Source organism: Streptomyces sp. NPDC085866, from assembly GCF_044541035.1.
Lineage (GTDB): Bacteria > Actinomycetota > Actinomycetes > Streptomycetales > Streptomycetaceae > Streptomyces.
In genome coordinates this window covers 72,571-96,929 of sequence record NZ_JBITSQ010000016.1, presented here as the reverse complement: position 1 = coordinate 96,929, position 24,359 = coordinate 72,571, and the positions used below count along the sequence as shown (strand labels likewise).

General features: G+C 70.6%; 20 protein-coding genes. 7 read left to right on the top strand and 13 right to left on the bottom strand.

Annotated features, from left to right (window positions below; genetic code table 11):
- Nucleotides 1-232: 232 nt before the first annotated feature.
- Nucleotides 233-2,692 (top strand): DNA topoisomerase (ATP-hydrolyzing) subunit A, encoded by a 2,460-nt coding sequence (locus tag ACIF83_RS34635; protein ID WP_393481041.1) that lies wholly within the window; start codon nt 233-235, stop codon nt 2,690-2,692.
- On the opposite strand, the gene ACIF83_RS34630 is transcribed toward ACIF83_RS34635, so the two are convergent.
- Together ACIF83_RS34630 and ACIF83_RS34625 are read right to left on the bottom strand one after the other, a co-directional pair.
- Entirely contained in the window at nt 2,689-3,756 is a 1,068-nt protein-coding gene (locus tag ACIF83_RS34630; RefSeq protein WP_393481038.1) for a CobW family GTP-binding protein, read from the bottom strand. The two genes, ACIF83_RS34635 and ACIF83_RS34630, sit on opposite strands and share 4 nt — an antisense overlap.
- Before the next feature lie 119 nt (nt 3,757-3,875).
- Nucleotides 3,876-5,039 (bottom strand): citrate synthase/methylcitrate synthase, encoded by a 1,164-nt coding sequence (locus ACIF83_RS34625; protein WP_398141106.1) that lies wholly within the window; start codon nt 5,037-5,039, stop codon nt 3,876-3,878.
- Nucleotides 5,040-5,152: 113 nt separating this feature from the next.
- On the opposite strand from ACIF83_RS34625, the gene ACIF83_RS34620 reads away from it, so the two are divergent.
- The 4 genes from ACIF83_RS34620 (at nt 5,153) to ACIF83_RS34605 (ending at nt 9,921) form a co-directional block, all read left to right on the top strand.
- A complete protein-coding gene (locus tag ACIF83_RS34620) occupies nt 5,153-6,409 on the top strand; it encodes a citrate synthase (protein WP_393481033.1) in 1,257 nt (418 codons plus the stop codon).
- Nucleotides 6,410-6,463: 54 nt separating this feature from the next.
- Nucleotides 6,464-7,405 (top strand): sucrase ferredoxin, encoded by a 942-nt coding sequence (locus ACIF83_RS34615; protein ID WP_399732873.1) that lies wholly within the window; start codon nt 6,464-6,466, stop codon nt 7,403-7,405.
- A gap of 123 nt (nt 7,406-7,528) precedes the next feature.
- Complete coding sequence (locus ACIF83_RS34610) at nt 7,529-9,244, top strand: ATP-binding protein (protein ID WP_399732870.1); 1,716 nt, start codon at nt 7,529-7,531, stop codon at nt 9,242-9,244.
- Complete coding sequence (locus tag ACIF83_RS34605; protein ID WP_393481027.1) at nt 9,241-9,921, top strand: response regulator; 681 nt, start codon at nt 9,241-9,243, stop codon at nt 9,919-9,921. Before ACIF83_RS34610 ends, ACIF83_RS34605 begins: the two co-directional genes overlap by 4 nt.
- An 18-nt stretch (nt 9,922-9,939) precedes the next feature.
- Here ACIF83_RS34605 and ACIF83_RS34600 read toward each other — a convergent pair whose 3' ends face one another.
- From ACIF83_RS34600 to ACIF83_RS34590, 3 genes are all read right to left on the bottom strand, one after another.
- The gene (locus tag ACIF83_RS34600; RefSeq protein WP_393481025.1) at nt 9,940-11,001 is read right to left on the bottom strand and encodes an ABC transporter substrate-binding protein; all 1,062 of its coding nucleotides are present in this window, start codon (nt 10,999-11,001) and stop codon (nt 9,940-9,942) included.
- Between the two features lie 86 nt (nt 11,002-11,087).
- Nucleotides 11,088-11,966 (bottom strand): ABC transporter permease, encoded by an 879-nt coding sequence (locus tag ACIF83_RS34595; RefSeq protein WP_398141108.1) that lies wholly within the window; start codon nt 11,964-11,966, stop codon nt 11,088-11,090.
- Nucleotides 11,956-12,771: an ABC transporter ATP-binding protein gene (locus tag ACIF83_RS34590; RefSeq protein WP_393481021.1), complete on the bottom strand. Its 816-nt coding sequence runs from the start codon at nt 12,769-12,771 to the stop codon at nt 11,956-11,958. The genes ACIF83_RS34595 and ACIF83_RS34590 overlap by 11 nt, the downstream gene beginning before the upstream one ends.
- A 159-nt stretch (nt 12,772-12,930) precedes the next feature.
- On the opposite strand from ACIF83_RS34590, the gene ACIF83_RS34585 reads away from it, so the two are divergent.
- Nucleotides 12,931-13,623, top strand: coding sequence for a response regulator (locus tag ACIF83_RS34585; protein ID WP_399732864.1), 693 nt, complete (start codon nt 12,931-12,933; stop codon nt 13,621-13,623).
- A gap of 65 nt (nt 13,624-13,688) precedes the next feature.
- Here ACIF83_RS34585 and ACIF83_RS34580 read toward each other — a convergent pair whose 3' ends face one another.
- The 6 genes from ACIF83_RS34580 to ACIF83_RS34555 all read right to left on the bottom strand — a co-directional run bounded on the left by ACIF83_RS34580 (nt 13,689) and on the right by ACIF83_RS34555 (nt 20,655).
- Nucleotides 13,689-15,281, bottom strand: a complete 1,593-nt coding sequence (locus ACIF83_RS34580; RefSeq protein WP_398141110.1) for a cation acetate symporter — start codon at nt 15,279-15,281, stop codon at nt 13,689-13,691.
- Nucleotides 15,278-15,826, bottom strand: coding sequence for a DUF485 domain-containing protein (locus ACIF83_RS34575; RefSeq protein ID WP_399732861.1), 549 nt, complete (start codon nt 15,824-15,826; stop codon nt 15,278-15,280). Before ACIF83_RS34575 ends, ACIF83_RS34580 begins: the two co-directional genes overlap by 4 nt.
- A gap of 68 nt (nt 15,827-15,894) precedes the next feature.
- A complete protein-coding gene (locus ACIF83_RS34570; RefSeq protein WP_393481011.1) occupies nt 15,895-16,578 on the bottom strand; it encodes a response regulator in 684 nt (227 codons plus the stop codon).
- A complete protein-coding gene (locus tag ACIF83_RS34565) occupies nt 16,575-17,726 on the bottom strand; it encodes a histidine kinase (protein ID WP_393481009.1) in 1,152 nt (383 codons plus the stop codon). Before ACIF83_RS34565 ends, ACIF83_RS34570 begins: the two co-directional genes overlap by 4 nt.
- Nucleotides 17,723-18,244 carry a DUF1453 domain-containing protein gene (locus ACIF83_RS34560; protein WP_399732857.1) on the bottom strand — a complete coding sequence of 174 codons (522 nt, stop codon included), beginning with the start codon at nt 18,242-18,244 and terminating at the stop codon, nt 17,723-17,725. The genes ACIF83_RS34565 and ACIF83_RS34560 overlap by 4 nt, the downstream gene beginning before the upstream one ends.
- Nucleotides 18,245-18,531: 287 nt before the next feature.
- Nucleotides 18,532-20,655, bottom strand: a complete 2,124-nt coding sequence (locus tag ACIF83_RS34555) for a type IIA DNA topoisomerase subunit B (RefSeq protein WP_393481005.1) — start codon at nt 20,653-20,655, stop codon at nt 18,532-18,534.
- Between the two features lie 440 nt (nt 20,656-21,095).
- Between ACIF83_RS34555 and ACIF83_RS34550 the strand changes: the two genes are divergently transcribed.
- Nucleotides 21,096-21,326: a hypothetical protein gene (locus tag ACIF83_RS34550; RefSeq protein WP_393481003.1), complete on the top strand. Its 231-nt coding sequence runs from the start codon at nt 21,096-21,098 to the stop codon at nt 21,324-21,326.
- Nucleotides 21,327-21,429: 103 nt separating this feature from the next.
- On the opposite strand, the gene ACIF83_RS34545 is transcribed toward ACIF83_RS34550, so the two are convergent.
- Nucleotides 21,430-22,290 (bottom strand): serine protease, encoded by an 861-nt coding sequence (locus tag ACIF83_RS34545; protein ID WP_399732853.1) that lies wholly within the window; start codon nt 22,288-22,290, stop codon nt 21,430-21,432.
- A gap of 122 nt (nt 22,291-22,412) precedes the next feature.
- Nucleotides 22,413-23,954, bottom strand: a complete 1,542-nt coding sequence (locus tag ACIF83_RS34540) for an RNA polymerase sigma factor (protein WP_393480999.1) — start codon at nt 23,952-23,954, stop codon at nt 22,413-22,415.
- Nucleotides 23,955-24,359: the final 405 nt, after the last annotated feature.

Sequence of the window (24,359 nt, the reverse complement as noted above, 5' to 3'; positions counted from 1 at the left end):
CTGTTTTCCTGCCGGTCCTGCCACTGTATGCAAAGCGTGCGAGGCCTCGGCGAAGTTCCCGCCGGACGTACGCCCACAGCGGATCGCGTAGCCTGCGTCAGGCGTGCCGTGGGACGGCTTTCCGGCACCGGGCAGAACCGCACGGACCGGGTCGTGGCCCGGGTTGTCAGTGCCTCGGTCCACAATGGTCCGCGTCAGATCCGTCAAACGCTTCAGCAAGGAGCCAGGCAGGATGGCCCGCCGCAGCACGAAGACCCCGCCGCCCGACGACTCGTACGAGGAGAAGATCCTCGACATCGACGTCGTGGACGAGATGCGTGGCTCCTACCTTGAGTACGCGTACTCGGTCATCTACTCGCGGGCCCTGCCGGACGCCCGTGACGGCCTCAAGCCGGTGCATCGCCGCATCGTCTACCAGATGAACGAGATGGGCCTGCGCCGCGACCGCGGCTACGTGAAGTGCGCCCGGGTCGTCGGCGAGGTCATGGGCAAGCTGCACCCGCACGGCGACGCGTCGATCTACGACGCCCTGGTGCGCATGGCCCAGCCGTTCTCGATGCGCCTCCCCCTGGTCGACGGCCACGGCAACTTCGGCTCGCTGGGCAACGACGACCCGCCGGCCGCCATGCGGTACACCGAGTGCCGGATGGCCGAGGCGACGAGCCTGATGACGGAGTCGATCGACGAGGACACGGTCGACTTCACGCCCAACTACGACGGCCAGGAGCAGGAGCCGGTGGCCCTGCCCGCCGCCTTCCCGAACCTGCTGGTCAACGGCTCCTCGGGCATCGCGGTCGGCATGGCGACGAACATGCCGCCGCACAACCTGCGCGAGGTCATCGCGGCGGCCCGCCACCTGATCAGGTACCCGGCCGCGGACCTGGACGCACTGATGCGGCACGTCCCGGGCCCCGACCTGCCCACCGGCGGCCGGATCGTCGGCCTGGACGGCATCCGGGACGCGTACGCGACGGGCCGCGGCACCTTCAAGATGCGCGCGACGGTCTCGATCGAGACCGTGACCGCCCGCCGCAAGGGCCTGGTCATCACCGAACTGCCGTTCACGGTCGGTCCGGAGAAGGTGATCGCCAAGATCAAGGACCTGGTCAACGCGAAGAAGGTCCAGGGCATCGCCGACGTCAAGGACCTCACCGACCGCGAGCACGGCCTGCGTCTGGTCATCGAGATCAAGAACGGCTTCGTGCCGGAGGCGATCCTGGAGCAGCTGTACAAGCTCACTCCGCTGGAGGAGTCCTTCGGCATCAACAACGTGGCCCTGGTGGACGGGCAGCCGCTCACCCTGGGCCTGAAGGAGCTGCTGGAGGTCTACCTCGACCACCGCTTCAACGTCGTGCGGCGCCGCAGCGAGTTCCGCCGCGGCAAGCGCCGTGACCGTCTGCACCTGGTCGAGGGCCTGCTGACCGCGCTGGTCGACATCGACGAGGTCATCCGGCTGATCCGGTCCAGCGACAACTCCGCGCAGGCCAAGGAACGCCTGATGGAGCGGTTCTCGCTGAGCGAGGTCCAGACGCAGTACATCCTCGACACGCCGCTGCGCCGGCTCACCAGGTACGACCGTATCGAGCTGGAGGCGGAGAAGGAGAAGCTCACCGCGGAGATCGCGGAGCTGACCCGGATCCTGGATTCGGACGCGGAGCTGCGCAAGCTGGTCTCGGCCGAACTGGCCGCCGTGGCCAAGCAGTTCGGCACCGACCGGCGAACGGTCCTGCTGGAGTCGGCCGGCGCCCCGGTGGCCACCGTCCCACTCCAGGTCGCCGACGACCCGTGCCGGGTGTTGCTGTCCTCCACGGGCCTGCTGGCCCGTACGGCGGACAACGAGCCGTTCACGGAGGACGCCGACGCCAGACGCGCCAAGCACGACGTGATCGTCTCGGCGGTCCCGGCGACCGCGCGCGGTGAGGTCGGCGCGGTGACCTCGGCGGGCCGACTGCTGCGGATCAACGTGGTCGACCTGCCGCAGCTGCCCGGGACGGCGACCCCGCCGAACCTCGCCGGAGGGGCGCCGCTGGCGGAGTTCGTCTCCCTTGAGGACGACGAGACGGTGGTCTGTCTGATCACGCTGGACGAGTCGTCCCCGGGTCTGGCGCTCGGCACCGAGCAGGGTGTCGTCAAGCGTGTGGTGCCCGACTACCCGTCCAACAAGGACGAGCTGGAGGTCATCACGCTCAAGGAGGGCGACCGGATCGTCGGCGCGGTGGAGCTGCGCACCGGCGAGGAGGACCTGGTGTTCATCACGGACGACGCGCAGCTGCTGCGCTTCCAGGCCTCCATCGTCCGCCCGCAGGGCCGCCCGGCCGGCGGCATGGCGGGCATCAAGCTCACCGAGGGCGCGAAGGTCATCTCGTTCACGGCGGTCGACCCGGCCGCCGACGCGGTGGTCTTCACGGTGGCGGGCTCGCGCGGCACGCTGGACGACTCCGTGCAGACGACGGCCAAGCTGACCCCGTTCGACCAGTACCCGCGCAAGGGCCGGGCCACCGGCGGCGTGCGCTGCCAGCGGTTCCTGAAGGGCGAGGACTGCCTGTCGCTGGCCTGGGCGGGTCCCGTCCCGGCCCGGGCGGCGCAGAAGAACGGCACCCCGGCGGAGCTGCCGGAGCCGGACCCGCGCCGGGACGGCTCGGGCACGTCGCTGGCGAAGACGGTGTCGGTGGTCGCGGGACCGGTGTTCTAGCCCTCGTACGCCACTGCGTCGGGCTCCTCCTCGGAGCCCGGTACGTACCGCAGGACGCCCCACATGCCGTGCTCGTCGGCGTGTGGGGCGTCGTTCTTGCACCCCTCCAGCTCCTTGCCGAGGGCGTCCGCCTCGATGCCGGAGCCGATCAGCACGAGCTGGGTGCGGCGGGCGTCGGCGGGCGGCCACGGTTCGGGGTAGAAGCGCAGGAACGGGCCGACGGCATGGACGGCGTACCGGTTGACGGTGTCGTGCGGCCCGAAGTCCACGTACCCCTTGATCCGGTACAGCCCCTCGGGACGGCTGTCCAGGAACCGCATCAGCCGACGGGGCTCGATCGGCACGTCGGAGGTGAAGGACAGGCTGTCGTAGCCGGTGTGCAGGTGGCCGTGCCGGTCGTCGCCGCCGCCGTGCTCGTGCAGGTCGTCGAAGGACAGCTGCCCGATGCGCTCCTCGCTCGGGCGGCAGTCGAAGAGGAACTCCGGGTCGATGCGGCCGTAGGTGGCGGGCACGACCGCGGCCCGCCCGGTAAGCGAGCGGACCAGGCCGAGTACGCGGTCGGCGTCCGGCGCCCGGTCGAGCTTGTTGACCACGACGAGGTCGGCGAGGGCGAGGTGCCGGTCGATCTCGGGGTGCTGGGCCCGGGTGCCGTCGAACTCGGCGGCGTCGACGACCTCGACGAGGCCGCCGTAGACGATGCCGGGATGCTCGCTGGCCAGCACCATCCGCACGAGTTCCTGCGGCTCGGCGAGTCCGCTGGCCTCGATGACGATGACGTCCATGCCGGCGTCGGGCGCGGCGAGCCGCTCCAGATAGACGTCGAGTTCGCTCGCGTCGACCGCGCAGCACAGGCAGCCGTTGCCGAGCGAGACGGTCGAGTCGCCGAGGGCACCGGCGACGGCCATGGCGTCGATCTCGATGGCGCCGAAGTCGTTGACGATCGCCCCGATGCGGCTGCCTCCGCTGCGGTGCAGCAGGTGGTTGAGGAGCGTGGTCTTCCCCGAGCCGAGGAATCCGGCGAGCACGACGACGGGGATCTGCTGCGGGGTGCGGCTGTTGCCCAACGGGCGCCCTCTCTCACGTGGACCGACTGCCGGACCAGGATAAGAGCGGGGCGTCCTGGGAGGGGTGCCGCCGGGACCCGCGCCCGCACCGGGCCGGGCGTCGACGGCTTGCGGGGCCCTCAGGGCTGCGCCGGCACCGCCACCGGCGGCTCCGGGCCCACGTACCTCGCGACCGGCCGGATGATCTTCGAGTCCTCCGCCTGTTCCAGGACGTTGGCGCTCCAGCCGACCACCCGGGCCGCCGCGAAGGTGGGGGTGAACATCTCCCGGGGCAGGCCGCACAGTTCCATGACCACGCCCGCGTAGAACTCGACGTTCGTGTGCAGTTCGCGGCCGGGCTTCAGCTCGGCGAGGATCGCCTCGACCTGCCGCTCGACCTCGACGGCGAAGGCGACGCGTGCGCCTCCGAAGCCCTGGGCGATCTCGCGCAGCATCCGCGAACGAGGGTCCTCCGTGCGGTAGATGGCGTGCCCGAAGCCCATGATGCGGTCGCCGGCGAGCACCCGCTCCCGGATCCAGGAGTCGATGCGGTCGGGCGTTCCGATGGCGTCCAGGGTGTCGAGGGCGCGGCTGGGCGCCCCGCCGTGCAGCGGCCCGGACAGTGCCCCCACGGCCCCGACCAGGCAGGCCGCCACATCGGCGCCCGTGGACGCGATGACGCGCGCGGTGAAGGTTGATGCATTGAATCCGTGATCAATGGTTGAGATCAGGTATTGCTCGACGGCACGGGCCCGCCGTGGGTCCGGTTCCTCGCCCGTGAGCATGTAGAGGTAGTTGGCCGCGTACGACAGGTCCTCGCGCGGCTCCACCGCGTCGAGGCCCTGCCCCAGCCGGTGGAGCGCGGTCAGCAGGGTCGGTACGGCCGCGCAGACGGCGACGGTGTCCGCGCGACGCCGGTCGGCGTCGATGTCGTACACCGGCCGCAACCCCTGCGCCGCGCCCAGCAGCGACAGTGCCGTGCGCAGCCCGGCCAGCGGTCCGGAGATGCGGCTCGCCGCCGCTATGGCGGGCAGGGCCGCGCGGACCTCCTCGGGCAGCCGGCGCAGTCTCGCGGTCTCGGCGGTGAAGGCGGCACGGCGCTCCGCGTCCGGGAGCGCGCCGTGGACGAGGAGGTGCCAGACGTCTTCGAAGCCGCGGGTCCGCGCGAGTTCGACGGCCGAGTACTGGCGGTAGTGGTAGAAGCCCTCGAGCCCCCGTACGTCTCCGATCTCGGTGTCGGTGACGACGACTCCTGCAAGGCCGCGCGGTACGTCGACACGGGGTGCGGTCCTGTTGATGGACATGATGTTCCTCCCTGGACTTGATCCGACTGTCCATGCTTGACTACTTTCCTGTCAACGTTGATCGAATCAATGTGTTGCTATCAAGGTGTGCAGAGACGACTACGGTGACCTCCATGCGCGATCACGAACCCGCTCCCGACCGTCCCGGGCGAAGGCTGACCACCAAGGAGACCGCCGAACTGCTCGGCGTGAAGCCGGAGACGGTGTACGCCTACGTGAGCCGCGGCCTGCTCAGCAGCAGGCGCGAGCCGGGCGGCCGCGCCAGCACCTTCGAGGCGCGCGAAGTCGAGGCGCTCGCCCGGCGCAACCGGCGGGAGGCGGCGGGGAGTCCGGGCTCCGGCGGGGATCTGTCCGTCCGGACCCGGCTGACCTTCATCGACAAGGACCGCTACTACTTCCGTGGCGTCGACGCCACGGAGCTGGCCGCCCGCCACTCCTACGAGGAGGTCGCGGAGTGGCTGTGGACGGGCCGGATGACCCGGGGCGTGACCTTCACCGCGCCCGAGGAGACTGTCGAGGTCGCCCGTCACGCCGTGCGCGCCCTGCCCGAGCACACCTCCCCCACCGACCGGCTGCGGGTGGCGGCGATCGCCGCGGCGGCCGAGGACCCGCTGCGCTTCGACCTGTCCGAGGAGGCCGTGCTGAGCACGGCGCGCACCCTCATCCCCACGCTCGTCGCCGCGCTGCCGCCGGTCCTGCACGCCCCGAAGGACGACGGCCCGCTGGCCCACCGGTTGTGGGGCCGGCTGACCGGACGCCCCGCCGACGAGGCGGCACTGCGCGTCCTGGACACCGCCCTCGCCCTGCTCGTCGACCACGACCTGGCCGCCTCCACGCTCGCCGTCCGGGTCGCCGCCTCGGCCCGCGCGCACGCCTACGCGGCCGTCTCCGCCGGACTCGGCGTCCTGGAGGGCCCGTTGCACGGCGCAGCCAGCGGCCTGGCCCACCGGATGCTGCTCGACGTCCTCGATCAGGGCACCGCGGTCCCGGTGATCGCGGACGAGCTGCGCGCGGGACGCCGTATCCCCGGACTCGGCCACCGGCTCTACCCCGGCGAAGACCCGCGCGCGCGGGTCCTGTTCGGCCTCCTGGAGCAGCTCCCGCGAGCAGAGCCCGCCCTGCTCGCGGCCCGCGACATCGTCGCAACGACCGCCCGTCACACCCCGCTGCACGCCAACGTCGACCTGGCCCTCGCGGTGTTCACCGCCTCCTGCGGCATGCCCGCCACGGCCGGCGAGACCATCTTCGCCGTGGCCCGGACGGCGGGCTGGATCGCCCACGCCCTGGAGGAGTACGGCGAGCGTCCGCTGCGCATGCGCCCCAGCGGTCACTACGTCGGTCCGCGCCCTCCGCAGCCCCTCCCCGAGTAGCGCACGGGCGCGGCCGGAAGTCACCCCGGGGAAAGTCAGGTTAGGCTCACCTCTGTGAGTAGGTGTGCGACCGTCTCCCGGAGCCTCGACGAGCCCGTTTCCGGCACGGCTGCCACGGCGACGACGTGGCTGCTGCTGGAACAGCCCGGCCCGTGGGGCGTCAAGGCGCTCACTTCGAGCCATCTCGACCCCGCGCTGGGCCGTGCCCTGGAGGCAGCCGCCGAGGGAACCGGCGTCCGCGTCGCGCTCATCCGGCGCCCCGGCCGCCACGCCGACCCCGGCACGCCCGAGCTCCGGCAGGTGTACGTGGCCCACACCGTCCCCGGAAACGTCTGGCTGCACAGCGCCGTCACCCGCGATCCGTACCGGCTGCTCGGCCTCGACTTCGCCGCTCTGGGTGCGGGCGACCACCGTTCCTTCGGCGCGGCACTGGACGGCCGACCGCACACGGGCGACCCGCTCGCGCTCGTGTGCACCAACGGCAAGCGCGACCGCTGCTGCGCCCTCCTGGGCCGTCCCCTCGCCACCGATTTGGCCTCGTCCGGTGTGCGGGGCGTCTGGGAGGTCACCCATCTGGGTGGTCATCGCTTCTCGCCCACGGTGCTCGTCCTGCCGTACGGCTACGCGTACGGCCGCGCGGAGGCGCACACCATCAAGGAGGCCCTGCACGGGGTCCAGGAGGGCCGCGTGGTGGTCGAGGGGTGCCGCGGGTGCTCCGCCTGGGACCGGCCCGGCCAGGCGGCCGAACTGGCCGTGCGCTCGGTGGCGGGCGAGTACGCGGCCGGCGCGCTGAGCGTCGTACGGACCGAGGGCGGGGCACCCCACTGGGAGGTCGTGGTCGCCCACACCGACGGCCGCCACTGGCTCGTCACCGTGACCCAGGGCGCGTCCCTGCCGCCGCGCCCGGAAAGCTGCGGCGCGACGGTGCTCGGGACGCCGGCACGGATGGACGTGGTGGCCGTGCGCGAGCTGCGGACGGCGGCGCTGGCGAGCTGATCCCGACCGCTCCCGCGACCGCGTCTTCAAGAACCCCCGCACCCCGCTCCGTCAAGAAATGGTCAAGAGATCCGCGCCACACCCGCTACGGCGACCGCCGTCCCCCCACGTACCGTCGTGGGCATGAGCCCCACTCCCCCCGCACGCCGCCTGCGCCTCGGTCTGCCGCGGCGGGTCTTCTCGCAGGTGCTGCTGATGCAGGTGGCGATCGCCGCGGGGGTCGCGGTGCTCGCGACCGGGCTCTTCCTGGCTCCGCTGAGCAAACAGCTGGACCAGGAGGCGATGCGCCGCGCGCTGGCCATCGCCCAGACCACGGCACAGGACCCGCAGATCGCCGAGGGCGTCGAGCACACCCCGCCGACCCGTGACGGACCGGTCCAGAAGGAGGCCGAGCGGATCCGGCACGCCACGAACGCCGAGTACATCGTGGTGCTGGACCGGCGATGGATCCGCTGGTCGCACCCCACCCCGAGCGAGATCGGCCGGCCGGTCTCCACCGACCCGCGCGACGCCCTGGCCGGCAAGGAGGTCATGGAGATCGACAGGGGCACCCTGGGCCGCTCGGCCCGCGGCAAGGTGCCTCTGTACGACGCCGACCACCGGATCATCGGCGCGGTCTCGGTCGGTATCGCGTACGACAGCGTGCGCGCCCGGCTGATCAGCGCGATCCCGGGGCTGTTCGCCTACGCCGGCGGCGCTCTCGCGGTGGGTGCGCTGGCCGCCTGGCTGATCTCCCGGCGGGTGCAGCGGCAGACCCGGGACCTGGCCTTCTCCGACATCTCGGCGCTGCTCGCCGAGCGCGAGGCGATGCTGCACGGCATCCGCGAGGGCGTGGTCGCGCTCGACCGCGGCGGCCGCATCCGGCTGCTCAACGACGAGGCACGGCGGCTGCTGGGCATCGGCGACGAGGCCGTCGGCAAGTCCCTGGACCAGGCGTTGGGCGAGGGTCGTACGGCGGACGTTCTGGCCGGGCGGGTGACCGGCACCGACCTGCTGACCGTGCGCGGCCAGCGCGTCCTGGTCGCCAACCGCATGCCCACGGACGACGGCGGCGCCGTGGCCACCCTGCGCGACCGCACCGAACTGGAGCAGCTGGGCCGCGAACTCGACTCCACGCGCGGCCTGATCGACGCCCTGCGCGCCCAGGACCACGAGCACGCCAACCGCATGCACACCCTGCTCGGGCTGCTGGAGCTGGAGATGTACGACGACGCCGTGGAGTTCGTCGGCGAGGTCGTCGGGGACCACCGGGTCACCGCCGAGCAGGTCACCGAGAAGATCCAGGACCCGCTGCTCGCCGCCCTGCTGGTCGGCAAGGCGACCGTGGCGGCCGAACGAGGGGTCGCCCTGTGGGTGTCGGAACGCACCCGGCTCCCGGACCGGCTGATCGACCCCCGGGGGCTGGTCACGGTCGTGGGCAACCTCGTGGACAACGCGCTCGACGCGGTCGCGGGTACTCCGCACGCGCGCGTGGAGGTCGAGTTGCGCACCGAGGGCCGTACGGTCGTCCTCCGCGTGCACGACACCGGGCCCGGGATCCCGGAGGACCAACGGGAGTTGATCTTCACGGAGGGGTGGTCCACCAAGCAGCCGCCCGCGCACGGCAAGCGGGGCCTCGGGCTCTCGCTGGTGCGCCGGCTCGCCGAACGGCAGGGCGGGAGCGCGACGGTGGGCGCGGCGGACGGCGGGGGCGCGGAGTTCACCGTAGTCCTGCCCGAGGCACTGACCGAGCCGGAACTGGAGCCGGTCCTCACGGGGCCCGGGCAGCCGGTCCTCACCGGATCCGGGGAACCTGCCCCCGGGGACGTCCCCACCGCTGCCGAGGAGGAGGCGCGATGATCGAGGTCCTGGTCGTGGACGACGACGTGCGGGTCGCTCGGGTCAACGCCGCCTACGTCGAGAAGGTGCCCGGCTTCCATGTGGCCGGCGAGGCGCACAACGCGGCCGAGGCGCTGCGCCACTTGGAGACGTTCCCGCGGCTCGACCTGGTCCTCATGGACCACTACCTGCCCGACGACACCGGGCTCGCGGTCGTCCAGGAGATGCGCCGGCGCGGCCACCAGACCGACGTGATCATGGTGACGGCCGCCCGGGACGTGTCGACCGTCCAGGCGGCCATGCGGCACGGCGCCCTGCAGTACCTGGTGAAGCCGTTCTCCTTCGCCGGGCTGCGGGCCAAGCTGGAGGCGTACGCCCAGCTGCGCCGCACGCTGGACGGCGGCGGCGAGGCCGAACAGGCCGAGGTGGACCGCATCTTCGGCGCCCTGTCGGCGCCGTCGGAGCCGCAGCTGCCCAAGGGGCACTCCCCCACCACGGCCGAGCTGGTGCGCCAGTCCCTGATGAGCGCCGAGGGGCCGTTGTCCGCCCAGGAGATCGCCGAGCGGACCGGGGTGAGCCGCCAGACCGCCCAGCGCTACCTCAAGCTCCTGGAGCGCACGGGACGAGCCCGGCTGACCCTCAAATACGGCGACGCGGGCCGCCCGGAACACCGTTACGTGTGGGCGACCCGCGCCTGAGCGGGCGTCAGCGAGCCGTCACTCGGCCGCCTTCTCGACGAACTCGGTCGTGAACGTCTTGCTCAGGTCCACCTTGGCGTTCTGGATGGTGGGGTTGAACGACTTGAGGACCTTCTCGACGGTCTCGGGACCGTTCGCGGGCATCACACCGTCCTTGGTGAACATCGGCAGCGTGCTCTTGATCGCCTCGGCGTAGAGCGCCTTGTCGCCCTGGGAGTAGTCGGCGGGCATCTTGGCCGCGATCTCGTCCGCGCTGTGGGTGGACATCCACTTGAGCGTCTTGACGAATGCATTGGCCAACTTCTGGACGGTGTCCTTGTGGCTGTTGACCCAGTCCGTCTGCATGTACAGGCTCGACGACGGGTACGGCCCGCCCAGCGCCGCCTGCGAGCCCTCCGGGGTGCGCATGTCGAGGAGGACCTTGCCGGCCTTCTTGTCCAGGATGGTGGCGACGGTCGGGTCGGTGGTCATGCCGCCGTCGATCGCGCCCTGCTGGAGCGCCGAGATGAAGGTCGGTCCAGCACCGACGGCCACAGGGGTGAACTCGCTGACCTTCACGCCGTTCTTGACGGCGAGGTACTTGGTGAGGAAGTCGGTCGAGGAGCCGAGACCGGTGACACCGAGCTTCTTCCCCTTGAAGTCCTTGGGTGAAGTGATGTGGCCCGCCGCCTTGTTGGAGACGACCTCCACCTCGCCGGGCGCGTGCGAGAACTGCACCACGGACTCCACGGACTTGCCCTTCACCTGGAGGTCGAGGGTGTGGTCGTAGAAGCCGACCGCCCCCTGCACCTGGCCGGAGACGAGCGCGGTCTCGGCCTGGACGCCGGCGGGCTCGCTCAGCAGCTCCACGTCGAGGCCCTCGGCGTCGAAGTAGCCGAGCCGCTGGGTGAGCATCGCGGGCAGGTAGATGACCTTGTCGAGGCCGCCGACCATGATCTTGACCTTCGTGCCCTTGCCGTCGCCCTTGCTGCCGGAGCCGGCCGAGGCGGTGCTCGCCGCGTCATTGGCACAGGCGGTCAGGGAGGAGAGGGCGAGCAGACCGGCGGCGGCCAGGGTGGTGTATCTGGCGGACTTGCGCATGGCGGTTCACGTCCTTGTGAGAGGGCGGTGCGGGGAAAGGGGGGTGGCTCGGAGAAGCGTTCGAAAGAGGGGTGATTCGGGGGCGCTCAGCTGTCGGAGCCCGCCGGCTTCCACCGGAAGATGCGACGCTCGGCGAAGGTGAGCAGCCCTTCGGCGACGAGGGCGACGGCGGCGAGGATGACCATCGCGGCGTAGACGCCGGCCGCGTTGAAGGTGCCCTGCGACTGCGCGACGAGCAGGCCGATGCCCTTGGTCGCGCCGATGTACTCGCCGACGATGGCGCCGATGAGGGCGAAGCCGAAGCTGACGTGGAGGCTGGTGAAGATCCACGAGGTGGCCGACGGGATGACGACCTGGAGCGTGACCCTGCGGTCGCTCGCGCCGAGGATCCGGGCGTTGGAGACCAGGTTGCGGTCGACTTCGCGGGCGCCCTGGAAGGCGTTGAAGAACACCGGGAAGAACACCAGCACGACGGCCGACGCGACCTTGGAGGCAGGGCCGAGTCCGAACCAGATCACGAAGATCGGGGCCAGGACGATCCTGGGGATCGAGTTGAGCACCTTGATGTATGGGCCAAGGACGTCGGCGAGGAAGGTGATCCGCCCGAGGGCGATACCGAACACGACACCGGCGACCACACCGAGCACCCAGCCGAGCAGCGCCTCGTGGACCGTGGCCCAGATCTGCTCGCCGAGGGAGCCCTGGGCGGTCCCGTGCATCACCCAGGTCCAGATCTGGTCCCAGATCTTCGAGGGCATCGAGAAGTTGAACGGATCGATGGTCTTGGCCCGGGAGAGCGCCTCCCAGAGGCCGAGGACCGCGATCAGGAGCAGTACGCGGGCGCCCATGACGACGGCCTTGCGTCTGCGGGCGGCACGCGCGCGTGACTGCGTGCGGTCCGTCTTGTTGCCGGGCTCGGTCATGGTCAGCGCGACCTGGGCCTCGGGCATGACGTCAGGCGACATGGGCGGCACCCCTCTCGCGGGTGATGCGGACCTCTTCGCCGAGGGACTCCCAGATCTCGCGGTAGATCTCGATGAACCGCGGCTCCAGGCGCACCGACTCGACCTTGCGCGGCCGCGGCAGGTCGATGTCGAAGACCTGCTTCACGGTCGCGGGCCCGGCGGTCATCACGACGACCTTGTCGGCCAGCGCGATGGACTCCTCCAGATCGTGGGTGACGAAGACGACGGAGGCGCCGGTGCCCTCCCAGAGCTCCAGCAACTCGTCCGACATCAGCGCGCGGGTCTGCACGTCGAGCGCCGAGAACGGCTCGTCCATGAGCAGGATCTCGGGGTCGTTGACGAAGGTGGCGGCGAGGGCGACACGCTTGCGCTGGCCGCCGGAGAGCTGGTGCGGGTAGCGGTCCTCGAAGGCCGCGAGTCCGACACGGGCCAGCCACTCACGGGCCTTCTGCCTGGCCTCCGCCTTGGGCACACCCCGGAAGCGGGGGCCGGCCATGACGTTGGACAGGACCGTCCGCCAGGGGAAGGTGGCGTCCTGCTGGAAGACGAATCCGACCTTGTCGCCGACGCCGTCGACCGGCTGCCCGGCCACCAGCACCTCGCCCTCGGTGGGCTCCTCCAGGCCGCTGACGAGGGTCAGCGTGGTGGACTTCCCGCAGCCGGTGGGCCCGACGACGGCCACGAACTCGCCACGCCGCACGGTGAGGTCCAGGTCGCGCACGGCCGTGTGCAGCCCCCCCGACGGGGTCCTGAAGGTTTTGCTCGCGCCCCGTAGCTCGATGGCGGGGCTGGTGTCTGTGCTCATGGGTCGGGACGGTAGGTGTGCCCCCGGCCACAGCTGCAGTCTTGTGAGCACAAGCCGTTCTTTTGCTCGCAAGAGCCTGTTGTGCTCATTTTGCTCGCGCTACAACTGCGGAGCACGAAACACGGGCTTAACGCTCGCCGGCCTTGAAGGAGAGGCCTGATGATTGACGTCCTGGTGGTGGACGACGACTTCCGCGTCGCTGAGATAAACGCCAAGTACGTGGGGAAGGTTCCCGGCTTCCGGGTGACCGCCCGCGCGCACAGCGCCGCCCAGGCCCTGGCCGCCGTCGAACGCGGCGCCATCGACCTCGTCCTGCTCGACCACTACCTGCCGGACCAGACCGGCCTCGAACTCGTCCACCGTATGCGGGAGCAGGGCCACGGCACCGACGTCATCATGATCACGGCGACCAGCGATGTGACGACCGTGCAGCAGGCGATGCGCCTGGGCGCCCTGCACTACCTGGTCAAGCCCTTCACCTTCGCCGCCCTGCGCACCCGGCTGGACTCCTATGCGGCCCTGCGCCGCACCGTCGACCGAGTGGGCGGCCGGGGTCTGACGGGCCAGGAACAGGTCGACCGGATCTTCGGCGCTCTGCGTACGTCTCCCGCGCCGTCAGCGCCGGGCCTGCCCAGCGGCCACTCGGAGCCCACGACGGACCTCATCTGCGGCGTCCTGCACCACGCGGACCAGCCGCTGTCGGCCCACGAGGTCGCCGCCCGAACCGGCCTGAGCCGCTCCACTGCCCAGCGCTACCTCCGCCACCTGGAACAGGCGGGCCGCCTGCATCTCTCCCTGAAGTACGGCGACACCGGCCGCCCGGAACACCGCTACGCGTGGGTGGCGCCGTAGGGCCGCCCGGCGACCGTCTGCCGGGCCACGGCCGCACGCCCGCGGCACCTGTCGGACGCCGCCGGCTAGACGGCTCCCGCCCCGGTCAGCGAGCGCACCTCGGTCTCCGCGTACTTGGCCTCGTCCGCGGACTCGTCCGAGATGACCGTGCCCAGCCAGCCGGCGAGGAAGCCGAGCGGGATGGAGACGATGCCCGGGTTCTGCAGGGGGAAGTACTGGAAGTCGACGTCCGGGAAGAGCGAGCCCGGGCTGCCGGACACCACCGGGGACAGGAGCACCAGACCGAGTGCGGGAATCAGCCCGCCGTATACGGCCCACACGGCACCGCGTGTGGTGAAGGCACGCCAGAACAGCGAGTACAGCAGTGCCGGCAGGTTCGCCGACGCGGCCACGGCGAAGGCGAGGCCCACCAGGAAGGCGACGTTGAGGTCGCGGGCCAGCAGGCCCAGGGCGATCGCCACGACGCCGATGCCGACCGCCGCGATCCGCGCCACCGCCACCTCACTGCGCGCCTTGACGCGCCGCCGCCGCAGCGACGCGTACAGATCGTGCGCCACGGACGCCGAGGAGGCGAGCGTGATCCCGGCGACCACCGCGAGGATCGTCGCGAAGGCGACGGCCGCGACGACCGCGAACAGAACCGTTCCGCCGGTGGAACCGGCGCCGCCGCCCAGATCGAGCGCGAGCAGGGGTACCGCCGTGTTCCCCGCCGCGTTCGAGCGGCTCACGACGTCCGGCCCCACCACGGCGGCGGCCCCGAAGCCGAGGACGATCGTCATCAGGTAGAAGCCGCCGATCAGCCCGATGGACCACACCACCGAGCGACGGGCCGCCCGCGCGGTCGGCACCGTGTAGAACCGGGACAGGATGTGCGGCAGCCCCGCCGTGCCCAGCACCAGCGCGAGCCCCAGGCTGATGAAGTCGAGACGGGCCGTCCAGCTCCCGCCGTACTTCAGTCCCGGCGCCAGGAACGCGCTCCCGTGGCCGCTGCGCTCCGCGGCCGTGACCAGCAGCTGGTCGAAGTCGCCGTGGAACCGCACCAGCACCAGCACGGTCAGCGCGACCGTCCCGCTGAGCAGCAGAACCGCCTTCACGATCTGGATCCAGGTGGTGGCCCGCATGCCTCCCAGGGACACATAGATCACCATCAGCGCGCCCACCCCGATGACCGTCCAGGCCTGGGCCGCCCCGCTCGTCCGCCCCAGCAGCAGCGCCACCAGGCTGCCCGCGCCCACCATTTGCGCCACCAAATACAGAACGGACACCGTGACCGAGGAAGTTCCCGCGGCGATCCGCACCGGCCGCTCACTCATCCGCGCGGCCACCACGTCGGCCAGGGTGAACCGCCCGCAGTTGCGCACCAGTTCCGCCACCAGGAACAGCACGACCAGCCAGGCCACGAGGAAGCCCACCACATAGAGCAGCCCGTCGTAGCCGAACAGGGCGATGAGCCCGGTGACCCCCAGGAAGGAGGCGGCCGACATGTAGTCGCCCGCGATGGCAAAACCATTCTCCATCGGGGAGAAGAGGCGGCCGCCGGCGTAGAACTCCTCCGCCGAACCCTGCCGCCTGCGACTCACCCATGTCGTGATCCCCAGGGTGACGGCCACGAAGCCGCTGAACAGCAGCAGCGCCAGCATCTGATGATCGCCGGTCACGAGGCGCCTCCCCGGGCTCCGCGTGCCAGCTCCTGGGTGTCCCAGCGCAGCTCCAGCGCCGCCCGGTCCCGCCGCAGCCGCGCATGCCGGGCGTAGGCCCAGGTGAACAGGAACGTGGTCAGGAACTGCCCGAGCCCCGCCAGCATCCCCACGTTCACCGCTCCCATCACGGGACGGGCCATGAGTCCGGGAGCGGTCGTCGCGGCGACCACATACCCCACGTACCACGCGAGGAAGGCGGCGACCCCCGGCACCACGAACCGCCGGTACCTGCTGCGCACCTCCTGGAAAGCCTCGCTGCGCTGCACCTCGACGTACACGTTACGAGCGCGAAGATCCGCTGCGTCCTGCTCCCCACGCGCGGACGGTACGGCCCGGGCCGGCACACCGGTGCCGTCCAGCTCGCCCCAGCCGGTGGCCAGCGCGTCGTACCAAGGGTCCTCGTACCTCGCGTCGCGGGACACCGCGCCGGGGTCTTCCTGGCTCTCGGCCGGGTCCCCGGAACCGTCCCCGGCTCCGCGGGCACGACCGTTGCTTGACTGCATGCCCAAGGATGGACAGATCGGAAGATCCCTGACTCTTCTTCCCCCAGCTCTTCACCCCATCAGGTGATTCACTCCGCGCGGGGCCGCACCAGTCCCTTCCCGTACGCGTACCGCACCGCCTGCGCCCGGTCCTTGAGGCCCGTCTTGGCGAAGAGGTTGTTGATGTGTGTCTTCACGGTCGCGGTGGAGACATGCAGCTTGCGGGCGATCTCCTGGTTGCTCAGCCCCTCACCGATCAGTACCAGGACCTCGGTCTCCCGCGCGGTCAGCCCGTCGGGCGCCTCGGCCTCGGCCGGTTTGGGCTCGGGCTCCGACAGCCGCTCCAGCAGCCGGCGCTGGACACTCGGCGACAGTCCCGCGTCCCCCGACAGGACGCTCTCCACGGCGCGCACGATCTCGTCGCCGCCCGCGTCCTTGGTGAGATAGCCCCGGGCTCCCGCGTGCAGCGCGGGGAACAGCGACTCGTCGTCCGCGTACGTGGTGAGCACCACGACCTGGGTCCCCGGATACCGGGCCCGGATCCGCCGAGTGGCCTCCACGCCGTCGCAGCGGGGCATCCGCAGGTCCATCAGGACCACGTCGGGGGCGAGTTCCCCGACCAGCCGCACGGCCTCCTCGCCGTCCCCCGCGGAACCCACGACCTCCACACCGGGCAGCAGCCCGAGCAGCATCACGATGCCTTCCCGGACCACGGTCTGGTCGTCCGCGACGACGACCCGCGCAGGCTTCTTCTCCCCCTCCGCCTCCGTCATACCGGCACCTTCAACGTCACCAAGAACCCCTCCTCGTCCGGCCCCGCGTCGAGCGAGCCGCCCAGCAGTTCGGCGCGCTCACGCATCCCCAGCAGACCGTACCCGCCGCCGGACCCGGTCAGTTCGCCCGGCGGGCCGCCCGAGTCCCGCACGTCCAGCGTCACTTCGTGCGGGCCGTAGTCGAGCCGCAGGTGCACCTTGGCGCCGTGGGCGTGCTTGCGGACGTTCGTCAGTGCCTCCTGCGCCACCCGGCGCACGGCCTGGGACGCCTCGGCCGGCAGGGGTCTGCGCTCACCTGTGACGGTGACCTCGGCTCCGTCGGCGCCGCTGACGAGTTCGGTCAGGAAGTCCTCCAGCGGGGTCAGCTCGCCGCGCAGCGCGGACAGCGCCTGCCGGGTCTCGGCGAGGCCGTCGCGAGCCATGCCCCGGGCGGCCACCACGCGCTCCAGGATCTGCTCCCGGTCGGCCCCCCGCTCGATCAGCAGCCGGGCCGCCTCGAGGTGGACCAGTTGCGCCGAGAGGCTGTGGGCCAGCACGTCGTGGATCTCCCGGGCGATCCTCGCCCGCTCGCCCAGCGCCGCCGACTCCGCCTCGGCGGCCCTCGCGGCCCGCTCCTGGGCGAGCAGCCGCTGCGCGCCGCCCCGGGCCTCCGCGTCCAGTCGCAGGACGTATCCGGCGAGGGCCATGCCCCCCACCGTGGCGGCCGTGGTCAGCCACACGTCGTTGTTGGAGGCGGAGTAGGAGGCCAGTGCCACCGATGTCACCGGCAGGGCGGCCCCGAGAGGCAGCCGCTCCAGGACGGCGACCCCGCAGCCGCACCAGATCACCAGGGCCGGTCCTTTGAAGCCGGTGGCCTGGGCCGCGAGCGCGATCCCCAGGAGCACGCCGATGAGCCCCAGGGACGGCAGCAGCCGGTGTTCGTAGGTCGTGCGGAAGAAGGCCCAGGAGACGACGCCGGCCAGCACGACTCCCGACGCGGCCGCGAGCGCGCCCCAGATGCCGACGTGCTTCTGGCTGAAGGCACTCCACAGGAGCAGGGCGATCACGAGCAGTCTGACGGCCCAGGCGATCATGCGCCGGGGCCGGCTGATCCCCTCCCGGCCGAGCGCCTCGCGCGACGGCCAGCGCGTCCAGGCGTTGTCCTTCACACCCGCTCCCTCCGCGCCGACCGCATGTCGTCACCGTACGCCGGGGCCGGGCGGCTCGCGGAGCCGAGTGCCTGGGCCCGCCAAGCCATGACCCCGGCGCGGACGAGCAGGGTGCCGGCGAGGCCGAGCATCAGCGCCGCGCTGTCCTGGTGCACGCCGAACGCCGCGCCGAGGGCGAAGACACCGACCCGGAGGGCTATGCCGACGAGCCATACGACGACGCTGGCCTGGGTGCTCTTGGTCCACACGACGCCGTCCGACTCCGTCCAGATCCGGGTGGTCCAGGCCCAGCCGGCGCCCGTGGCCAGGCCGATGAGCACCTCCACGGCGAGCAGCACGGCGGATTCGGCGCGGTGGTGGGCGTCGAGAATGCCGGGTTCGCGCAGCGCCACGACCGCGAGGATCACGGGCAGCAGCCACCAGCGCCGGTCGGTGTCGATCGCACGGGCACGGAACTGCCGCACGACCACCACGGCGACGACGGCCACGATCATCAACACGTTGACGAGCCCGGACATCACAGCCTCCGTAAGCGAGAAGGTGGTGTCGGGAGCGAGTGCTGCCGACGCCTTCGAAGTTACGGAAATGCGCAGGTCAGGAGATCGGAGCAGGGGTGGATCGCGGGTGGAATCCGGCGACCGGTCCGCCTCCACCCACGGGTGGAGAGAGACCTGCGGTGGGGCGGTGATCACGAGCTCGGGGCGGCCGGCCGGGCGCGAGGTGTCACCGCAGGGAGCAGCCACGCGACCGGCCGACCGGACCGCTCATGGTGAGCGGACCGGTCGGCCGAAGCCCGGCTCAGCGGTTACGCGTCGATCCGCGACCGGTCCAGTGTCGCCGCCGAGCTGGAGATGAACTCCTTGCGCGGCGCCACGTCGTTGCCCATGAGCAGGTCGAAGACCTGTTCGGCGGCCTCCAGGTCGGAGAGGTTGATCCGGCGCAGGGTGCGGTGGCGCGGGTCCATCGTGGTCTCGGCCAGCTGGTCGGCGTCCATCTCGCCCAGACCCTTGTAGCGCTGGATGGAGTCCTTGTACCGGATGCCCTTGCTCTGGAACTCCATGAGCTTGTCGCGCAGCTCACGGTCCGAGTACGTGTAGACGTACTTGTCCTGGCCCTTCTTCGGCTGGATCAGCTCGACGCGGTGCAGCGGCGGCACCGCGGCGAAGACCCGGCCCGCCTCGACCATCGGCCGCATGTAGCGCTGGAACAGCGTCAGCAGCAGGCACCGGATGTGGGAACCGTCCACATCGGCGTCGGTCATCATGATGATCTTGCCGTAGCGGGCCGCGTCGATGTCGAACGTACGGCCCGACCCGGCTCCTATGACCTGGATGATCGCGCCGCACTCGGCGTTCTTGAGCATGTCGGTCACCGACGACCGCTGCACGTTGAGGATCTTGCCCCGGATCGGCAGGAGCGCCTGGAACTCGGAGTTCCGGGCCAGCTTCGCCGTGCCGAGCGCGGAGTCGCCCTCGACGATGAACAGCTCGCTGCGGTCGACGTCGTCGCTGCGGCAGTCGGCGAGCTTGGCCGGCAGGGACGAGGACTCCAGAGCGGTCTTCCGCCGCTGGGCGTCCTTGTGCTGGCGGGCCGCGACACGCGTACGGGCGGCGGCGACCGCCTTCTCCAGGACGACCCGGGCCTGGGCGGCCGCGTCACGCTTGGTGGCGGTCAGGAACGCCTTCAGCTCCTTGGAGACCACGTTGTTCACGATGCGGCGGGCCGCCGAGGTGCCGAGGACCTCCTTGGTCTGCCCCTCGAACTGCGGCTCGGCCAGGCGCACGGTGACGACGGCGGTGAGGCCCTCGAGGGCGTCGTCCTTGACGATGTTGTCCTCGGCCACACGCAGCATCTTCTTGGCGCGCAGCACGTCGTTCAGCGTCTGGGTGATGGCCTGCTCGAAGCCGGTCACGTGGGTGCCGCCCTTGGGGGTGGCGATGATGTTGACGAAGGACCTCAGGGTGGTGTCGTAGCCCGTGCCCCAGCGCAGCGCGACATCCACGCCCAGCTCACGCGTGACCTCGGTGGGGGTCATCTGGCCGTGCTCGTCCAGGACCGGGACGGTCTCCTTGAACGTGCCCTGCCCCGAGAAGCGGAGCACGTCGCACACCGGCTTGTCGCTGGCCAGGTACTCGCAGAACTCGCTGATGCCGCCGTCGAAGCGGAAGGACTCCTCGCCCTTGCTGCCGCCCTCGCCGAGGCCGAGCTCGTCGCGGACGACGATCGTGAGGCCGGGCACCAGGAAGGCGGTCTGGCGGGCGCGCTGGTGCAGCGTCTCCAGGGAGAGCTTCGCGTCCTTCAGGAAGATCTGCCGGTCGGCCCAGTACCGCACACGCGTGCCGGCACGGGTCCTGGGGATCTTCTTCCCCTTGGCCAGACCGCTCCCGGCCTCGAACTTCGCGTCCGGGCCGTCTCCTCGGAAGGCCCCCGGCACACCACGCCGGAAGCTGATGGCGTGGGTGTGGCCGCTGCGGTCCACCTCGACGTCGAGACGGGCGGACAGCGCGTTGACGACGGAGGCGCCGACGCCGTGCAGGCCACCGGAGGCGGCGTAGGAGCCGCCGCCGAACTTGCCGCCGGCGTGGAGCTTGGTCATGACGACCTCGACGCCGGACAGACCGGTCTTGGGCTCCACGTCCACGGGGATGCCGCGGCCGTTGTCCCGCACCTCCACGGAGCCGTCGTCGTGGAGGATCACCTCGATGTGGTCGCAGTAGCCACCGAGGGCCTCGTCCACGGAGTTGTCGATGATCTCCCACAGGCAGTGCATCAGACCGCGGCTGTCGGTCGAGCCGATGTACATGCCCGGGCGCTTGCGCACGGCCTCGAGGCCCTCGAGGACGAGCAGGTGCCGCGCGGTGTAGTTGGAACCGTCCCGGTCTGCTCCTGCCAGCAGCGCTGTGGACGGCACGGACGTATCGGCGGTCACGCGGTTCGCTCCTCGCTGAATTTCAGGTGACCCCCTTTTGGGTAAGGGGGCGGCTTCGGTCGCCGCTCAGAGGGTACCGAGGCCTGGTAGAGCCGTTGTAACGCCACCCTCATCGGGAAGTCAGCCTAGTCCAGGCTCGCATGCATGTTCGATCCCTCGATGGAGTGAAGTACATATCACGTTCCCTTGGAGGCATGAACCATTTAGGCTCCGGGCACGTCCTCATGAACAACCGGCAACCCCGCCGGGAGGACGTGAACCTAAGACAGCGCGAAACCGTAAGCACACAAGAGACGCACTACGGCACATTCGCCGCCAACCGGCAGCAGACAGCAGCCCCGGAAAGATTTTTTCGAGGAAAAGCCACGAGCGGGAACGTTTTCGGGCTGGTTGGATGTTGACCCTGGTACGACAGCTCGTCGAGCTAGAGAAGAGGCGACGTGACTACTGTTCTGACCCCCGCGAGCCCGCTGACGGCCGCCGATCGCTGCGACCGCTGCGGCGCCCAGGCATACCTGCGCGTGGTCCTGCTCAGCGGCGGAGAACTGCTCTTCTGCGCCCACCATGGTCGCAAGTTCGAGCCGGAACTCAAGAAGATCGCCGCTGAGATACAGGACGAGACGGAGCGGCTGACGACCGTTCCTGGCTCCGCTTCCGAAGAAGAGCGCTGACATCTCGCACCACGACGAGCCAGCCCTGGCACAGGCCAGCGAACGGGCGGCCGCTCCTCACCACGAGGAACGACCGCCCGTGCTCATGCCCCCACGCAGTCCCTCAGGTGCCCTTGTAGGGCCTCTGCGGACCAGCGAGGGCCGGTTGCAGCGTGCGCAGGACGTCGGACACACGCGTGTAGACACCGGGGCTCCCGGGGCGCCCACAGCCGCTCCCCCAGGACACGAGCCCGATCAGCCGCCCTGAGGCCACCAAAGGCCCGCCGCTGTCGCCCTGACAGGCGTCCGGACCGCCCGCGACCTCTCCGGCACAGAGCATGGAGTCGGCCCGGTAGGCGCCGTCCGGACCGCCCGGGTAGGCACGGGCACACAGATCGTCGGCCAGCACCCGCACGCGTGCGGCGTGGAGCCGATGCGCATAGGTGCCGCCGCCGGTCGTGTCACCCCATCCGGAGACCAGAGCCTGCGTTCCCGCCGTGTACGCCGGGTCACCCGCCGGCGCCATGGCCACGACCGCACTCTTCGGTAGTGGCGCGGCGAGCGTGAGCACGGCGAAGTCGCCGGAGTTGGTGACCGGGTCGTAGCGCGGATTCACTCGTTTGCCCTGTACGGCGATCTCCTCGCCCTCACCCGACAGCAGGTCCGTACGACCCGTGATGACCTTGAGGTCGCGCGCCTCGTTCGGAGACGCTCCGAGGACCTCCTTGTCCACGCAGTGGGCGGCGGTGAGCACAGTGGTCCTACTGACCGCCACCCCGCCGCAGAACTGCCCCGCGCGCGTACCTCCGAACCGGTCACGGCTGGAGAGCGCCACGGTCCACGGGGCTTGCGAAATCTCGAGCGGAAAACCCCCTACGACCACGCTGTCGGCGGCCGCCGGGGCAGCTCCCACCAGGGGTATGGCGGTCATGGTGGCCGCCAGGACCAGGGGCCGGATCAGGGCCCGGGCAATTGAACGGCGCATGCATGCTCCTCACTCTGGGGTGTTACTGGGACACCCAGAGTCAGTCACCGCACGATTGCGCGCAGCGCGAAGGCCCGGCTCCCGCGAGGGGAGCCGGGCCTTCGTCGTCGTACGACCGGGACCTAGTCGAGGTAGTCGCGCAGCACCTGCGAACGCGACGGGTGGCGCAGCTTCGACATGGTCTTGGACTCGATCTGACGGATGCGCTCACGCGTCACGCCGTAGACCTTGCCGATCTCGTCGAGGGTCTTCGGCTGACCGTCGGTGAGACCGAAACGCATGGAGACGACGCCGGCCTCGCGCTCGGACAGGGTGTCCAGAACGGAGTGCAGCTGCTCCTGCAGAAGCGTGAAGCTGACGGCGTCGGCGGGGACGACGGCCTCGGAGTCCTCGATGAGGTCGCCGAACTCGCTGTCGCCGTCCTCACCCAGCGGGGTGTGGAGCGAGATCGGCTCGCGGCCGTACTTCTGGACCTCGATGACCTTCTCCGGGGTCATGTCGAGCTCCTTGGCCAGCTCCTCCGGGGTGGGCTCGCGGCCCAGGTCCTGGAGCATCTGACGCTGCACGCGCGCGAGCTTGTTGATGACCTCGACCATGTGCACCGGGATGCGGATGGTGCGGGCCTGGTCGGCCATGGCGCGGGTGATCGCCTGACGGATCCACCAGGTGGCGTACGTGGAGAACTTGTAGCCCTTGGTGTAGTCGAACTTCTCCACCGCGCGGATCAGACCGAGGTTGCCCTCCTGGATGAGGTCCAGGAAGAGCATGCCGCGGCCGGTGTACCGCTTGGCCAGGGAGACCACCAGACGGAGGTTGGCCTCCAGGAGGTGGTTCTTGGCGCGGCGGCCGTCCTCGGCGATGATCTCCAGCTCGCGCTTGAGCTTCGGCGCGAGCTTGTCGGCGTTGGCCAGCTTGTCCTCGGCGAACAGACCGGCCTCGATGCGCTTGGCGAGCTCGACCTCCTGCTCGGCGTTGAGCAGGGGGACCTTGCCGATCTGCTTGAGGTAGTCCTTGACCGGGTCGGCGGTGGCACCGGCTGCGGCGACCTGCTGGGCGGGAGCGTCGTCCTCGTCCTCGTCGGAGAGTACGAAGCCGGCGCTCTCGGTGCCCTCGGGCTCGTCGGCGACCTTGGTGTCCTCGAGGACCTCGTCCTCGGTCAGCTCGGCGTCGTCCGACTTGGCCGTGGTCTTCTTCGCGGCCGTCTTCTTGGCGACGGTCTTCTTCGCGGCCGCCTTCTTGGCGGTCGTCTTCTTGGCTGCTGCCTTCTTGGCGGGTGCGACTTCCTCGGCGGGGTCGTCGGCTGCCGGGGCGGCGGGCACGGCCGGGGCGGCCGTGGTGGCGGTGGCCTTCCTGGTGGTCACCGTCTTCGCCGCGACCGTCTTGGTGGCGGTGCGCTTCGCCGGGCTCTTCGCTGCGACGCTCTTTCGGGTGCGCTTGGGCTCTGCTGCACTGACCATCAGCGTCACACCCTCTTCCTCAAGGATCTGGTTGAGGCTGCGCAGTACGTTCTTCCACTGAGTGGCCGGAATCTGGTCAGCTTCGAAGGCCCGACGCACATCGTCGCCGGCGATCTGCCCCTCAGCCTTTCCCCGCTCAATGAGCGCCATGACAGAGACGGACTCGGCGATCTCCGGCGGGAGCGTACGGGATGTGCTGGCCGACACGAACAACCTCTCGGAACGTTGGAAAACGGCTTCCGGCCCCGTCCACAGCGGACAGGAGCCGACCACCGGCCTGGGAATGGGCCGACGGAGCGGGCGGGGGCCGGGAAGATGCACAGCGCCTGTCATGGCGTCCGTATTCCCTCCGCGGCTGTCACCTCTTAGGTCATCGCGCTGCTCCCGCGAGCGTTACGCCCAATCTGCGTGGCCCGAGTCACACCCCGTAAGCGGTCAAAAGCGGTCAGACATAGGCAAAGCGCATCGCTGTTGTGTCGACCAGGACCACTCCGCCGGCATGGGCGGCCGGCCGCGTCGCCGGACCCCGCCGGATCCTTGGGAATCCGGCGGGGTCCGGCGACGGCCGGTTCCCAGGCCCGGCGCCGCCACGAGAACCACGAGAACGCGGCA